Genomic DNA, 14,455 nt, shown 5'->3' with positions numbered 1-14,455 from the left:
GCCGCGGAATTCGGACCGATGGCGGCGCCGGAGCTTGTCTTATCTTTGAAATATTTCGCAGTAATTCTTATGGTTGAGCTCTCTCGTTGCGAGAGTACCACTTTTTTGGCATTAAAGTCGGGCGTGCCCCCTTGGCCTGCCATGAACCGGGAATCGAGGTTTGACGAGATGAAGAGAGGCGAGATGAGAAGGGCGCGCATAGCGACACCGCAGATTGCACCCTCCTGTTTTCATTTTCCAGCCAAGATCGTTCACCTCTAGAGCGTTTTGCGTTTTGGCGGAATCGGCAAAACGCAAAGACGCGTCGAAAAACAAAGAGTTAGAGAAAAGCGGCGTTTCTACCCGACACGCTTTGCTCTCGTCGAACTCCATGCTTCTTGACCGCCTCCCGGTTGCCGCTCGTATCGAGTGTCGATAGGGTCGGCTCGCATCTCCCCCCGGGGAGGTCACAACTGCCTCTGGAACAACAAGGTCCCCTCGGGGTCTATCGAAGGTTTCTCATGACGCGCATTCGTAAAGCAGTGTTTCCTGTCGCCGGCCTCGGCACCCGCTTCCTGCCCGCAACCAAGTCCGTACCAAAGGAAATGCTGACAGTGGTGGACAAGCCGGTCATCCAGCATGTGGTGGATGAAGCCCGCGAGGCCGGCATCGAGCACTTCGTTTTCGTCACCGGCCGCAACAAGGCCGTCATCGAGGATCACTTCGACATCGCCTACGAACTCGACGCCACGCTCAAGGAGCGGGGCAAGATGGAAGCCTATGAGGAGTTGCAGCGAAGCCTCCCGGGCGCCGGGCAGACGAGCTTCACGCGCCAGCAGGCCCCGCTTGGTCTCGGCCATGCCGTGTGGTGTGCCAGGGACATCATCGGCGACGAGCCCTTCGCCCTGCTGCTGCCCGACATGCTGCATCACAGCAAGGGCAAGAGCTGCCTCGCCGAAATGGTGGAGGCCTATGACCGGGTCGGGGGTAACCACATCGCCGTCTTCGAGGCACCGGAGGACCAGACCCATCAGTACGGCATCGTCGGCAAGGGCGAAGGCGTAGGTGGCAACGCCTTCGAGATCACCCAGATGGTGGAGAAGCCCAAGAAGGGTACGGCCCCGTCGAACCTTGCCGTTTCAGGCCGCTACATCCTGCAGCCTGAGATCTTCGGTCTTCTGGAGAAGCAGGAGCGCGGTGCGGGCGGTGAAATTCAGCTCACCGATTCCATGCTGAAGCTGGCCCAGCAGCAGAAATTCTACGGCTCCGTCTTCAAGGGTCGCATCTTCGACTGCGGCATGAAGATCGGCTTCCTCACCGCCAACGTCGCCTATGCCCTGGAGCGCGACGGGCTCGGCGACGAACTGAAGGCGGAACTGAAGGCCCTCCTGGCCTAAGGGGACTGCACTACATCGAAGGGCGTCTTTCGGATACGGAAGGCGCCCTTCCTGTGTGGCGGGTTATCCGGCCGAAAGCGGCTGGAACTCGAAGTTGCGGTCGAGAGCCGACGCCTTCCAGTCCGGCCGATGCGACGTTTCCGAGATGGCGGTCGGAGACCGCCACTCCAATCCGGCGTCTCCCTTGCAAAGTCAGCACCGAGGGCAAGGCTGCCTGCGACTCCAGGAAAAGAGTCTCGGCCCAAACGCATTCGGTTCAGCGTATGGGATCATCCGCCAGGATGGCGTAGAGCAGATGGTCCCGCCAGGCGCCGGCTATGCACAGATAGGATCGCGCATAGCCCTCACGAATGAAGCCAACCCGTTCCAGCAAGCGAATCGAGGGCTCGTTCTCCGGCAGGCATGCCGCTTCGACGCGGCGCAACCGCAGACCATTGAAGGCGTAGGGCAGTACGGCACGAACGGCGTCGCTCATATAGCCCTGGCCAGCATGGGTCTTGCCCATCCAGTAGCCGAGTGAGGCGGTCTGGGCCACGCCGCGGCGAATCTGACCGAGAGTGAGGCCGCCCACCAGCGCGCCATCGCTCTGGCGAAAGATGAAAAAGGGATAGGCCGCGTCAGCCCGCACATCCTGGCTGTAGCGCTTCAGGCGGGCGCGGAAGGCCATGCGGGTGAGGTCATTCGGCGGCCAGGTCGGCTCCCAGGGGCGCAGGAATTCGCGGCTTGCCGCCCTCAGGGCGGCCCATGCCTCGAAATCGCGCATCTCCGGCGCACGCAATTCCACCCTGCGGCCCTGGATGGGAGGCAGCACATCCGTAAAGGAGAACGGCCGCAGGAAGGACATTCAGGAAAAATCCTCGCCGGTCATGCTGCCAACCTGGTCCGGATCTTGTCGAGGCGGGGGAGCTTCTTCACAGGGCCGATGGCGGCCAGGGTCGGGGTCGAGGCCAGCAGGGCTTCCCCGGCCTTGCGCACGTCGTCCACGGTGACTGCGTCGATCTTGGCGATCAGTTCCGATGGGGGCAGGGGGCGGTCCCAGATCAGGATATGGCGCGCCATCTGCTCCGCCCGCATGGAGGAGGATTCGAGCGCCATCAGGAGGCCTGCCTTCATCTGCGCCTTGGCCCGTGCGATCTCCGCTTCGCCCGGCGCCTGCGCCGTTGCACCGGCCGTGTCGAGTATCACCGGAACGAGATCCTGCAAATCGTCCGGGCCTGCACCGGCCGAGATGCCGAACACGCCGGTATCCGAATAGCCCCATTGGAAGGCATAGATGGAGTAGCACAGGCCGCGCTTTTCGCGCACTTCCTGGAACAGCCGGGACGACATGCCTCCGCCGAGGATATTGGTGAAGACCCCGAGTGCAGGACTCAACTCATCGCGATAGGAACGTCCGCCAAAGCCGATCAGCACATTGGCCTGCTCGTGATCGGTCTCCTCGACATGTTCGCCGCCCTGATACGTCGCCGCTGAAGGCGCCGGGCCGCTGCCGTCGGGAAGGCCGGCAAACAGGCGGGCGGCATCCTCGACGACGCGGCCATGATTCACGGCTCCGGCGGCCGCCACGACCATCCGGCCGGCACGATAATGCGTATCGAGATAGGCTTGAATGGCCCCGCGATCAAACGACATCACCGTTTCCGGCGTGCCGAGGATCGGACGGCCGATCGGCTGGCCCGGAAAGGCGGCCTGGTTGAACATGTCGAACACGAGGTCGTCCGGCGTATCCTCGGCCGCGCTGATTTCCTGCAGGATGACGTTCTTCTCCCGCGCCAGTTCCTGCTTGTCGAAGACCGACTGCGTGAGGATGTCAGCCAGGATGTCGAAGCCGAGGGTAACGTCTTCCTTCAGCACGCGGGCGTAGTAGGCGGTCTGTTCTCCGGAGGTGGCGGCGTTGAGTTCGCCCCCCGCGTTCTCGATCTCCTCCGCGATGCGCTTGGCATCCCGGCTCCGTGTTCCCTTGAAGGCCATATGCTCGAGCAGATGGGCCAGGCCATGCTCCTTCTCGCCTTCCGAGCGCGCGCCGGCACCGGCGAACACGCCAAGCGAGGCGGTTTCGAGATGTGGCATGGCATCGGTGACGATGGTGAGGCCCGACGGCAACCTGGTGACTTCGACACTCATGCCGCTTCACCCTGTGCGGCGCGCGAATGCTGGCGTACGAAGGCCTCGATGGCGCCCTGGTCGTTCGGGAGCACGGTGAAGTGCTCCGGCCGCTCGTGGAGATCGGCGAGGAAATCCGGCAATTTGGGTTCGACGCCGGAGGCGGCCTTCACCGCGGCCGGGAACTTTGCCGGATGGGCCGTGCCGAGCACCACCATCGGTACGCTGCGGTCGGTCTCGGACTTCCAGGCCGCAACGACGCCCACGGCGGTATGCGGGTCGAGAAGATAGCCGCAACTGCGCCAGACCAGGCCGATAGCCTTGGCGACCTCCTCCTCGTCGGCGCGTTCCGCGTCGAATTCGTCCGCGATCGTGTCATAGGCAGCGCCGTCGACCACGAAGGCGCCGGACTGGGCAAGGCTCGCCATCAGTCGCCGGACCTGGACCGGATCCCGGCGATGCGCATCGAACAACAGGCGCTCGAAATTGGAGGAAACCTGGATGTCCATCGAGGGCGACGTCGTCTCGACCACGCCGCGCGCCTCGTAGACCCCGGTGGCGACGGTGCGCGCCAGGATGTCGTTGACGTTGGTGGCGATCAGCAGGCGCTCGATCGGCAGGCCCATGCGCTTGGCGACGTAGCCGGCGAAGATGTCGCCGAAATTGCCGGTGGGCACCGAGAAGGAAACAGGCCTGTGCGGGGCTCCGAGCGCCACCGCGGCCGTGAAATAATAGACGACCTGCGCCACGATGCGGGCCCAGTTGATCGAGTTGACGCCCGACAGGCCGATCTCGTCGCGGAACTCGAGATGGTTGAACATCGCCTTCAGCTGGGCCTGGCAGTCGTCGAAATTGCCCTCGAGCGCCACGGCATGAACATTGGGCGCATCGACCGTGGTCATCTGCCGGCGCTGTACATCGGAGACGCGGCCATGCGGATAGAGGATGACGATGTCGACCTGATCGAGCCCGCGGAAGGCCTCGATCGCCGCGCTGCCCGTATCGCCGGAGGTGGCGCCCACGATGGTGGCGCGCTTGTTGCGGGCCTTGAGGGCGTGATCCATCAGGCGGGCGAGGAGTTGCATCGCCACGTCCTTGAAGGCGAGCGTCGGGCCGTGGAACAGCTCCTGCACGAAGAGATTGTCGCCGATCTGCACCAAGGGCGCGACGGCCGGGTGATCGAAGCTGGCATAGGCATCCTGCAGCATGTGGCGCAGCGCCTGCGGAGCGATCTCGTCACCCACGAAAGGGGTGATCACCGCTTCGGCCACCTGCCAATAAGGTTTGCCCGCGAAGGAAGCGATCTGGGCATGCGAGAGGACAGGCCATGTCTGCGGCACATAAAGGCCGCCATCACGGGCAAGGCCGGCGAGAAGGGCATCGCAGAAGCCGAGGACGGGTGCTTCGCCCCGGGTGGAAATATAACGCACGGGTCTATCCTTTTCGGTGCCGGCTCACGGCAGCCTGGTCCAGGCAGTTCGGGGCATGAAGATCGCTCCCGGGTACTGTCGCCATTCTCGCAAACAAACGTCCAGTTTGCAGGACGGCGGCTGAAGATCCTCGAAACCACGAACGCGGGCGTTCATGGGATCCCGGTTTTCCGCTTCACTCCAGCCTGAATGACGAAGCATTCCGGCCTCGGCGAGAGGCCGTTCGGCCCCGATCCACTTGCATCATGCTCTGAGTTCCATCCTGTAATCCGCATGACGCGTGTGGGCAAGGCGCGTATCGCCGTCTCGTTGTCCCTAAGCGTCCTTGCCGCGCCGCTGTCGCAGGATGAGGACGACGTAGACGGCCAGCAGGCCGATGGCGAGCCCGAACCAGGTCAGCGCATATTGCAGGTGATTGTTCGGGAAGGAGAGGATGGTTTCTCCACCCTGCGGCAGGCCCCCCGGTGCGCTCTGGTCCGCGTCGATGAAGAAGGGGGCGACATGCAGCAGCTTCTCCGCCCTGGCGATTCCCTCGATGTCGCGGGTGAACCAATCGCCGGTGGCGGGGTTGTCGGCCGGGGTGAAGAAGTTGCGGTCCTCCGTCCACCGGGCGAGGCCGGCGATGGTGACAGGGCCCGCAACGAGGCCTGCCTGTCGGGTCGCTGGATCCTTGCCGCTCTCTGGCACGAAACCTCGATTGATCAGGATGGTCGAGCCGTCATCGCGAACAAGCGGTGTCAGCACCCAATAGCCGACGCCCTTCTGCGGCCCTTTTGCGTCCGGAAGATTGGTGAAGGAGCGAATCTCCTTGGAGTGGTCGAAAACGCCGCTGACCTGCCAATGGCGATATTCGACATCGTCCCGCGTCAGGCTCGGCCACTGCGCCTCCGCTGGAGGAGCAACCGGAGCAGCGGTGGTTCGCTCGCTGACCTCGCGAATCAGGCCTTCCTTCCACTGCAGCCGCTCCAGCTGCCACACGCCGAGCGCCACGAGGAAGGCGCCCATCGCCAGCATGAACAGGGTGGGAATCAGCAGCGAACGCTGCCGGGGCGCGGGCGCGGTCATGCTCGGCTCACTGCTCGAGCCGGCCCTCGGCCGCCTGCTTGGTGTATTGCAAGGCGACCAGAATGCCCTTCATCACGCGCAGCAGCGAGAGGCACACAATCAGCGAGAGAGGCAGCCACAGCAGTATGTGCACCCAGATCGGCGGCGAGAAGGTGAACTCGACATAGAGTGCCAGTCCCAGGATGATGAAGCCGGCGACCAGGATGACCAGTACGGCCGGGCCATCGCCCGAATCCGCGAAGCTGTAATCCAGGCCGCAAGCGCTGCATTTCGGCTTCAGGCTGATGAAGCCGGCGAACATCTTGCCCTGGCCGCAGCGCGGGCAGAGGCCGCGCGGGCCGGTCCGGAACGGCGAAATCGGCGCGTAGTGGTGGTCCTGCGACATGGGGTTCTCCAAACTGAAACGGCCGGGTAATCCCGGCCGCCTCAACAACTGCTATGCCGGGCTCAGCCGTGCACGCCGCCGGGGCCATGGCCCCAGATATAGATGCAGGCGAACAGGAACAGCCAGACCACGTCGACGAAGTGCCAGTACCAGGCGGCGAATTCGAAGCCGAGATGGTGGCGTAGCGTGAACTGGTCCAGGCTGGCTCGCCACAAGCAGACAGCCAGGAAGATCGTCCCGACGATCACGTGGAAACCATGGAAGCCCGTCGCCATGAAGAAGGTCGAACCGTAGATATGGCCCGAGAAGTCGAACGGCGCATGGGCATATTCATAGGCCTGGCAGGCCGTGAAAAGCAGGCCGAGGATAACGGTGAGGATGAGCCCGTTGCGCAGGCCCTTCTTGTCACCTTCGAGCAGGGCGTGATGCGCCCACGTCACCGTCGTGCCGGAGGTGAGAAGGATCAGCGTATTGAGCAGGGGCAGGTGCCAGGGATCGAGCGTCTCGATGCCCTTGGGCGGCCAGACGCCGCCGGTCAATGCCGTGCGGGCGACTTCCTGCGCTTCGCCGGGAAATAGGGCGACGTCGAAATAGGCCCAGAACCAGGCGACGAAGAACATCACCTCCGAGGCGATGAACAGCATCATACCGTAACGGTGATGGAGCTGCACGACCGGAGTGTGGTCTCCTTCCGCCGCTTCCTTGATGACGTCCCACCACCACATCATCATGGTGTAGAGAACGCCGATCAGGCCGACGCCGAATACCAGAGGGCCGGCCGAGTAGTGGTGCATCCAGGTGATCAGGCCGATGGCCAGGACGAAAGCCGACATCGAGCCGACAAACGGCCAAGGGCTCGGATTGACGAGGTGGTAATCATGGTTCTTGGCGTGAGCCATGGCTTTCTCCAGATGCCGGTCGCCCGGATTTACAACTGCGGTTTCGTCTTGCTCGGCTCTGCCGTCGCGACAGGAGTCACGGGTGGCTTCGCCGGATAATAGGTATAGGAAAGCGTGATTGTCTTCACGCCCCTGAGATAATCCACCTTGTCGATCGCAGGATCGACGAAGAAGACCACGGGCAGCTCACGGCTCTCCCCCGGCGCCAGGGACTGGCTGGTGAAGCAGAAGCACTGGATCTTCGAGAAGTAGGCCCCCGTCTCCTGCGGCGTCACATTGTAGGCGGCCGAGGCGTAGGTGGTTTCGTTGGAGAGATTGGTGATCCTGTAATAGACCGTCCTGACCTCGCCGGCCTTCACCGTCACCGAACGTTGCTCGGGCTCGAACTTCCAGGGCAAGGCCGGATTGATGTTGGAATCGAAACGCACTTCGAAGCCGCGGTCGATGGTCTGGGCGGGCGCCGCTTCGGCCACCCTCGTCGTGCCGCCGAAGCCCGTAACCTTGCAGAACAGGCTGTAGAGCGGCACTGCCGCATAGGCTGCACCGACCATGGATGCCACGAAAGCCACGCAGCACACGGCGATGAGGCCGTTGCTGGCCTTGGGCTTGGATGCCTGGGGGCGTTCGGGCATGCTCATCCTTCAGAATCCCTGGTCGCCGATGCCGGGGCCCTTGACGAAGCTCACTGCGTAGACCAGCAGCACGAAGGCGATCAGGGCGCCCGCGAGCGCGATGCTGCGCCAGTGGAGCCTGCGCGCCTGGTCCGGCGGGAGCTTGGCCATCCAGCTGTCCCGGGGCGGGCGCTGGTAGGCGAGAGGGCGGAACAGGATGATCAGCACCAGGACGATAAGCGCCGGGCCGACGAACCACAGATGGTTGCTCATCATGCCATTATCCTCGCAATGACGGCTTCGCCCAGGAGGCAGGCGAACAGCACGAAGAGATAGAGGATCGAATAGCCGAACATGCGCTTGGCGGGAGCCATGTCGTCGGGCTTGCGCCAGATGTCGATGGCCAGCCAGAGCATGCCGAGGCCTCCGAGACCCGACACGATGCCGTAGGTCCAGTGCGCGAAGCCGAGGAACCAGGGCAACATGCCGATGGGTGCGAGCAGCACGGTGTAGATCAGGATCTGCCTGCGGGTCTCGCGGGCACCCGACACGACCGGCAGCATGGGCACGCCGGCCTTCTCGTAGTCGCCCGACTTGAACAGGGCCAGCGCCCAGAAATGCGGCGGCGTCCACATGAAGATCAGGGCGAACAACACCAGGCTTTCGACGGACACGGTTCCGGTGGCTGCCGCGTAGGCGACGACCGGGGGCAGGGCGCCCGCCGCGCCGCCGATGACGATGTTCTGCGCCGTCCAGCGCTTCAGCCACATCGTATAGACGACGACGTAGAAGAAGATGGTGAAGGCCAGCAGCCCCGCGGCGAGGGCGTTGGTGAAGACGCCGAGCACGAGTACCGAGGCGCAGGACAGGATGATGCCGAAGGTGAGCGCTTCATTGGGATCAACGCGGCCGGCCGGAATCGGGCGATTGCGCGTGCGGCTCATGACAGCGTCGATATCCGCGTCGTACCACATGTTGAGCGCGCCCGAGGCCCCGGCGCCAACCGCGATCGCGATCAGGGCAGCCAGGCCCACCACGGGATGGATATGAACCGGCGCCATCACCATGCCGGTGAGTGCCGTGAAGACCACGAGAGACATCACGCGCGGCTTGAGCAGGGCCACGAAATCGCCCGCCGAGGCGATGCTGATCGCGGAATCAGCCTCGTCTGTGTGGCCGTTCGTGGGCATGCCGATATCGGTCAACGCTGTTTCCTTCTTGCCAGGCCCGGATGGTGGCCCGTTGGTGCTTGACGTTTCTTGCTTGAACCTTCGTCGCTCGAAGGCTCGAGGAAGAAACCGATGCCCTCCCGTCGGGAGGCGAGAAGGCGGCCGCTGCTGCGGCCGCCCTCGAAAGTTCTTCGTTCGAGGTGCTCAGCGAATGCGGGGCAGGGTCTCGAACTGGTGGAACGGTGGCGGGGAGGACAGCGTCCATTCCAGCGTGGTGGCGCCTTCGCCCCAGGGATTGGCCGCGGCTTTTTCCTTGTGCTTGAAGAGCGCGTACCAGTTCACATAGAGGAACCAGATCACGCCGGCGGCGAAGATGAAGGCACCGAGCGAGGAGACGAAGTTCCAGCCGGCGAAGGCGGGATTGTAGTCGACGACATGGCGCGGCATGCCGGCGAGGCCGAGGAAGTGCTGCGGCATGAAGAGCATGTTGGCGCCGATGAAGGCGATCCAGAAATGCACCTGGCCCATCCAGTCCGGGATGACGTAGCCGAACATCTTCGGGAACCAGTAGTACCAGCCGGCGAAGATGGCGAAAACGGCGCCCAGCGACAGCACGTAGTGGAAGTGGGCCACCACGTAATAGGTGTTGTGCAGCGAGCGGTCGACGCCGGCATTGGCCAGCATCACGCCGGTCACGCCGCCGATGGTGAACAGGAAGATGAAGCCCGTCGCCCAGACCATGGGTGCCTTGAAGTCGATCGAGCCGCCCCACATCGTGGCGATCCAGGAGAAGATCTTCACGCCCGTCGGCACCGCGATCACCATGGTGGCGAAAACGAAGTAGGCCTGCGTGTCGACGTCGAGGCCGACGGTGTACATGTGGTGGGCCCACACGACGAAGCCGACGACACCGATGGCGACCATGGCGTAGGCCATGCCGAGATAGCCGAAGATCGGCTTGCGCGAGAAGGTCGAGATGATGTGGCTGATGATGCCGAAGCCGGGAAGGATCAGGATGTAGACTTCGGGGTGGCCGAAGAACCAGAACAGATGCATCCACAGGATCGGATCACCGCCATGGGCGGCGTCGAAGAAGGCGGTCCCGAAGTTGCGGTCCGTCAGCAGCATGGTGATGGCGCCGGCGAGGACCGGCAGCGACAGCAGCAGCAGGAAGGCGGTAACCAGCACGCCCCAGGCGAACAGCGGCATCTTGTGCAGCGTCATGCCGGGCGCGCGCATGTTGAAGATGGTGGTGATGAAGTTGATGGCGCCCAGGATCGACGAGGCACCCGCGAGGTGCAGTGCCAGGATCGCGAAATCCATGGCCGGGCCGGGCGTGCCGGTGAGCGAGGACATCGGGGGATAGGCCGTCCAGCCGGTGCCGACGCCGTAGTCGGTCGGGCCGGGGCCGCCGGGAACGAACATCGAGATGATCAGGAGGCCGATCGCCGGGATCAGCAGCCAGAACGAGATGTTGTTCATGCGCGGGAAGGCCATGTCGGGCGCGCCGATCATGATCGGCACGAACCAGTTGCCGAAACCACCGATCATTGCCGGCATCACCATGAAGAAGATCATGATGAGGCCATGGGCCGTCACGAAGGCGTTGAACGTATAGGCGTTGGAGAAGATCTGCTGGCCAGGCACGGCGAGTTCCGCACGCATCATGACCGACAGGAAGCCGCCGATGATGCCCGCGACGAGCGCGAAGATCAGGTACAGCGTGCCGATGTCCTTGTGGTTGGTCGAATATACGTAACGGCGCCAGCCGGTCGGATGATCATGCGCATGATCATCATGGGCATGGTCGTCATGCACCGATGCATCGGGGGCAGTGGCCATCTTTGGTATCCTCTAGTCGAGCCGTCAGGCCGTTACTGTACAATAGCGGCCGCCGAAGCGACCTTCGTGGGGCTGCCGCCGTTCAGGGCGGTCTTCTTGCTTGCGGCCCACTTCTGGAACTCCTCGTCGCTGACCACGCGCACGGCGATCGGCATGAAGGCGTGGTCATGGCCGCAGAGCTGCGAGCACTGGCCATAATACCAGCCTTCGCGGGTCGCCTTGAACCAGGTTTCGTTCAGGCGGCCGGGAATGGCATCGATCTTGATGCCGAAGGAATTGACCGAGAAGGCATGGATCACGTCGGTCGATGTGACCTGCACGACCACCGTCTTGTTGACCGGCACCACCAGCTCGTTGTCGACGGCGAGCAGCCAGGGCTTGCCCTCGGCTTTCACCTTGTCCTCGTCGCGGCGCATGGTGGAGGTGTAGGTGAAGTCGCCGTTATCCGGATATTCGTAGTCCCAGCTCCACTGGCTGGCCGTGGCCTTGATGGTGAGATCGCCCTTCGGAATGACCTCTTCCATGTAAAGCAGCTTAAAGGAAGGCAGCGCGATGCAAACCAGCACCAGGATCGGCAGCACGGTCCATGCCACTTCCAGGCCCGTATTGTGCGTGACCTTGGAGGGAACCGGATTGGCCTTCTTGTTGAAGCGGAAGACCACGTAGAGAAGCAGGCCCGCCACGAACACGGTGATCGGGACCAGGAAGTACCAGAGCACGTAGTGATGGAACCAGCGAATGTACTCCATCACGGGGGTGGCGGCTTCCTGAAGGCCGGTCTGCCAGGGCTGGGGTTCGCCCAGTCCCCCGCTCTCCTGGGCGAAGGCCGTGCCCAGCATGAGGCCCCATGCCAGGGACGACAGCGCCGCCGCCCAGCCCATTTTGTTCTTAAGATGGAAAGCCATCCGCCTTCTCTCCAATTCCCCGCCAGTCGCCGGTGCCCGAGATACGTCACCTTGGCACGGTGCCGGCCCTTGAGCGCCAATCGTAGTTTATCTGGCGCGCAGATTTCACGGATTGGAACTCATGTAAAGCACACGGTCACTCAAAAACCACAATCCACAGCGCATCGCAATGGCTGGGAGTCACGCGTTTGTGCGGCAATTGGGCGCGAAAGCGCCACAGACTGTCTGCAGGCTGGTTCCCGCACCGTCACGGCAGCGTCCTTGACAGGCCGGGCCTGTCTGGTACCCGTCGCGGCTGAGTTCCAAAGCGGGCCCGCGGGCCCTGATTCGGCGAGGACATAACTTGCTGGCACATATGCTGAATAATGCCCTGTGGGCGCCCTTGCGACGTCTTGCGGGTCTGTCTCTTGCCGGCCTCCTGCTGGCCGGTGCTCTCGCCGGAACCGCGCAGGCCCAGAACGACACGGAACAGTATGGCGCGCTGCGCTCCAAGCATGACAACTGGCAGGTCCGCTGCGATACCCCGCCCGGTGCCCAGCGCGAGCAATGCGCCCTGGTCCAGGCCGTCACGGCTTCCGATCGCCCGAACATCGCGCTGTCCGTCCTCGTCCTGCGTACCGCCGACCAGAAAAGCCGCCTGCTGAGGGTGATAGCGCCGCTCGGCGTCCTGCTGCCGGCCGGCCTCGGCCTGAAGATCGATAACCAGGATGTCGGCCGCGCCGGTTTCGTGCGCTGCATGCCTACCGGCTGCCTTGCCGACATCGTGCTCGACGATGCGCAGATCGGCATGCTGCGCAACGGCAAGGAGGCGACCTTCATCATCTTCCAGACACCGGAGGATGGAATCGGAATTCCCCTGACGCTGAAAGGCTTTGGCGAAGGTTTCGACGAGCTGAAGTGAGGGGATGACGGAGTGGTGGCTACCGATCGCCATCCTCCTGTCAGCAAGCATAGGGGCTCCAAGACGGCACTCGGCTATTGCTGTTCCAGGCTTGCGCGCTCCCCGGAAGGTCAAGGGCCGCCCCCGGGGACCCTCTCCAGAATCGATTCCAGGTTCAGCCCTGCCGGCAGCGCGCCGTAGCAGCCCCGCATGCCGCCGCCGAGTCGCCCGGCGACGAAAGCTTCCGCCACCGCTGCAGGCCCGTGGCGCAGCAGCAGCGATGCCTGCAGACCCAGCGCCAGGTCCTCGACCAGCCTGCGGGCCCGTCCCTCGGCCGTGGCGAGGTCGCGCAACGCGTCTCCAATCTGGGCGACGAAGCGGTCATATGCACCGTCGTGCCCCCGCGCCGCCTCGAGTTCGGTCCGTAATGCCTCCTCGACTGCGCGCTCGCGCGCGAGCGCGCGCAAGACATCGAGAGCGTTGACGTTGCCCGAGCCTTCCCAGATCGCATTGACGGGGGCTTCCCGGTAGAAGCGCGCAAGGGGGCCGTCCTCGACGAAGCCGTTGCCGCCCAGGCACTCCAGCGCCTCATAGCTGTGGTTGGGCAGGCGCTTGGTCACCCAGAACTTGGCGATGGCTGCGCCGATGCGGGCAAAGGCCGTTTCTTCCGGCGAAGCCCCGTCGAAGGCGCGGGCCACACGCATGACGAGGGTGGTCGCCGCCTCTGCTTCCAGGACGAGGTCCGCCAGGACAGGCTGCATCAGGGGCTGCTCTATCAGAAGCCGGCCGAAGGCCTTGCGATGAGCGGCGTGGTGGACCGCCTGGACGGCACATTGGCGCATCATGCCGGCACAGACGAGAGCCGCATCGAGCCTGGTCTGGTTGACCATGGCCATGATGGTGGCGACACCCCGACCTTCGTCGCCGACGCGCCAGGCCAGCGCTCCCGCATACTCGATCTCTGCCGAGGCGTTGGACCGGTTGCCGAGCTTGTCCTTGAGTCGCTGGATCAGGACCGGGTTGCGCCTGCCATCGGGCCGCCAGCGCGGCGTGAAGAAGCAGGTGAGCCCGCCCGGTGCCTGGGCGAGGGTGAGGAAGCCATCGGACATCGGCGCGGAGCAGAACCATTTGTGTCCGGTGAGCTCGTAGTGCTCGCCGCCGAGGGGCACGGCCCGGGTCGTGTTGGCCCTGACGTCGGAGCCGCCCTGCTTCTCCGTCATCGCCATGCCGATGGTGGCGCCGCGCTTGGCCGCGACGGGCCTCGATGCCGGATCGTAGGCATTGGCGAGGATGCGCGGCGCCCACTCCTTGTGGAGCGGCTCGTTGTGCCTGAGCACGGCGAGGCTGGCACCCGTCATGGTGATCGGGCAGCAGACGCCGGGCTCGACCTGCGTGAGCATGTATTCCAAGACGGCATGGGCAACGAATGCTCCCGGCTGCCCCGAAGCCGGAAGGGAATGGATGCCGGCTTCCAGGCCCCGTGCCATCAAGGCGTGATAGGAAGGGTGGTACTCGACGAAATCGATACGCTGGCCAAAGCGATCATAGCTGTGAAGCTCCGGGGGATGGCGATCGGCCGCCTCGCCGAGCACTATGGCATCCGCCGTGCCGATCGCGGCCCCGAAGGCACGGGCGGCGTCCTCGGCCCAGCCGGCTCCCTCGCGCCTGATCGCTTCCCGCAATCCGGGATTGGTTTCGAACAGATTGTAGTCGATCAGGGGCGGAACCTGGTTTGCGACCTGGTGGGTCGGCAAGTCGCTGATCGGATCCTGCGCAATCATGCCCGGCCT

General features: G+C 63.9%; 14 protein-coding genes. 2 read left to right on the top strand and 12 right to left on the bottom strand.

Annotation, left to right across the window (positions count from 1 at the left end; translation table 11 throughout):
• The first annotated feature begins 500 nt into the window (after positions 1-500).
• The gene (gene galU, locus AC6H34_RS01895) at positions 501-1,376 is read left to right on the top strand and encodes a UTP--glucose-1-phosphate uridylyltransferase GalU (protein WP_448146403.1); all 876 of its coding nucleotides are present in this window, start codon (positions 501-503) and stop codon (positions 1,374-1,376) included.
• A 256-nt stretch (positions 1,377-1,632) separates the two neighbouring features.
• Here galU and AC6H34_RS01890 read toward each other — a convergent pair whose 3' ends face one another.
• The 11 genes from AC6H34_RS01890 to coxB form a co-directional block, all read right to left on the bottom strand.
• Entirely contained in the window at positions 1,633-2,220 is a 588-nt protein-coding gene (locus AC6H34_RS01890) for a GNAT family N-acetyltransferase (RefSeq protein WP_448146404.1), read from the bottom strand.
• 20 nt (positions 2,221-2,240) lie between these two features.
• Positions 2,241-3,500, bottom strand: coding sequence for a M16 family metallopeptidase (locus AC6H34_RS01885; protein ID WP_497537716.1), 1,260 nt, complete (start codon positions 3,498-3,500; stop codon positions 2,241-2,243).
• A complete protein-coding gene (thrC, locus tag AC6H34_RS01880; RefSeq protein ID WP_497537715.1) occupies positions 3,497-4,909 on the bottom strand; it encodes a threonine synthase in 1,413 nt (470 codons plus the stop codon). Before thrC ends, AC6H34_RS01885 begins: the two co-directional genes overlap by 4 nt.
• Before the next feature lie 315 nt (positions 4,910-5,224).
• Positions 5,225-5,974, bottom strand: coding sequence for an SURF1 family protein (locus AC6H34_RS01875; protein ID WP_497537714.1), 750 nt, complete (start codon positions 5,972-5,974; stop codon positions 5,225-5,227).
• Positions 5,975-5,981: 7 nt separating this feature from the next.
• Positions 5,982-6,359: a DUF983 domain-containing protein gene (locus AC6H34_RS01870; protein ID WP_497537713.1), complete on the bottom strand. Its 378-nt coding sequence runs from the start codon at positions 6,357-6,359 to the stop codon at positions 5,982-5,984.
• Between the two features lie 62 nt (positions 6,360-6,421).
• Positions 6,422-7,258 (bottom strand): cytochrome c oxidase subunit 3, encoded by an 837-nt coding sequence (locus AC6H34_RS01865; protein WP_448146409.1) that lies wholly within the window; start codon positions 7,256-7,258, stop codon positions 6,422-6,424.
• A gap of 29 nt (positions 7,259-7,287) precedes the next feature.
• Positions 7,288-7,890 carry a cytochrome c oxidase assembly protein gene (locus AC6H34_RS01860; protein WP_497537712.1) on the bottom strand — a complete coding sequence of 201 codons (603 nt, stop codon included), beginning with the start codon at positions 7,888-7,890 and terminating at the stop codon, positions 7,288-7,290.
• Between the two features lie 9 nt (positions 7,891-7,899).
• Complete coding sequence (locus AC6H34_RS01855; protein WP_448146411.1) at positions 7,900-8,145, bottom strand: hypothetical protein; 246 nt, start codon at positions 8,143-8,145, stop codon at positions 7,900-7,902.
• Positions 8,142-9,065 carry a heme o synthase gene (gene cyoE / locus AC6H34_RS01850; protein ID WP_497539835.1) on the bottom strand — a complete coding sequence of 308 codons (924 nt, stop codon included), beginning with the start codon at positions 9,063-9,065 and terminating at the stop codon, positions 8,142-8,144. The genes AC6H34_RS01855 and cyoE overlap by 4 nt, the downstream gene beginning before the upstream one ends.
• Before the next feature lie 177 nt (positions 9,066-9,242).
• Complete coding sequence (gene ctaD, locus AC6H34_RS01845; protein ID WP_497537711.1) at positions 9,243-10,880, bottom strand: cytochrome c oxidase subunit I; 1,638 nt, start codon at positions 10,878-10,880, stop codon at positions 9,243-9,245.
• Positions 10,881-10,912: 32 nt separating this feature from the next.
• Entirely contained in the window at positions 10,913-11,785 is an 873-nt protein-coding gene (gene coxB, locus AC6H34_RS01840; protein ID WP_497537710.1) for a cytochrome c oxidase subunit II, read from the bottom strand.
• Positions 11,786-12,140: 355 nt separating this feature from the next.
• On the opposite strand from coxB, the gene AC6H34_RS01835 reads away from it, so the two are divergent.
• Complete coding sequence (locus AC6H34_RS01835) at positions 12,141-12,686, top strand: invasion associated locus B family protein (protein ID WP_497537709.1); 546 nt, start codon at positions 12,141-12,143, stop codon at positions 12,684-12,686.
• 110 nt (positions 12,687-12,796) lie between these two features.
• On the opposite strand, the gene AC6H34_RS01830 is transcribed toward AC6H34_RS01835, so the two are convergent.
• Positions 12,797-14,446: an acyl-CoA dehydrogenase family protein gene (locus tag AC6H34_RS01830; RefSeq protein ID WP_497537708.1), complete on the bottom strand. Its 1,650-nt coding sequence runs from the start codon at positions 14,444-14,446 to the stop codon at positions 12,797-12,799.
• Positions 14,447-14,455 lie beyond the last annotated feature (9 nt).

It is taken from the genome of Labrys sp. ALF-8 (genome assembly GCF_059699065.1).
Note: the sequence above shows the minus strand (reverse complement) of the source record. Positions and strands in the feature narration are given on the sequence as shown.

Excerpts from the sequence above, each read along its gene's own strand:
- galU (WP_448146403.1), top strand. The coding sequence starts at position 501 with ATGACGCGCATTCGTAAAGCAGTGTTTCCTGTCGCCGGCCTCGGCACC.
- AC6H34_RS01890 (WP_448146404.1), bottom strand. The coding sequence starts at position 2,220 with ATGTCCTTCCTGCGGCCGTTCTCCTTTACGGATGTGCTGCCTCCCATC.
- AC6H34_RS01885 (WP_497537716.1), bottom strand. The coding sequence starts at position 3,500 with ATGAGTGTCGAAGTCACCAGGTTGCCGTCGGGCCTCACCATCGTCACC.
- AC6H34_RS01875 (WP_497537714.1), bottom strand. The coding sequence starts at position 5,974 with ATGACCGCGCCCGCGCCCCGGCAGCGTTCGCTGCTGATTCCCACCCTG.
- AC6H34_RS01870 (WP_497537713.1), bottom strand. The coding sequence starts at position 6,359 with ATGTCGCAGGACCACCACTACGCGCCGATTTCGCCGTTCCGGACCGGC.
- AC6H34_RS01865 (WP_448146409.1), bottom strand. The coding sequence starts at position 7,258 with ATGGCTCACGCCAAGAACCATGATTACCACCTCGTCAATCCGAGCCCT.
- AC6H34_RS01860 (WP_497537712.1), bottom strand. The coding sequence starts at position 7,890 with ATGCCCGAACGCCCCCAGGCATCCAAGCCCAAGGCCAGCAACGGCCTC.
- AC6H34_RS01855 (WP_448146411.1), bottom strand. The coding sequence starts at position 8,145 with ATGATGAGCAACCATCTGTGGTTCGTCGGCCCGGCGCTTATCGTCCTG.
- ctaD (WP_497537711.1), bottom strand. The coding sequence starts at position 10,880 with ATGGCCACTGCCCCCGATGCATCGGTGCATGACGACCATGCCCATGAT.
- coxB (WP_497537710.1), bottom strand. The coding sequence starts at position 11,785 with ATGGCTTTCCATCTTAAGAACAAAATGGGCTGGGCGGCGGCGCTGTCG.
- AC6H34_RS01835 (WP_497537709.1), top strand. The coding sequence starts at position 12,141 with ATGCTGAATAATGCCCTGTGGGCGCCCTTGCGACGTCTTGCGGGTCTG.
- AC6H34_RS01830 (WP_497537708.1), bottom strand. The coding sequence starts at position 14,446 with ATGATTGCGCAGGATCCGATCAGCGACTTGCCGACCCACCAGGTCGCA.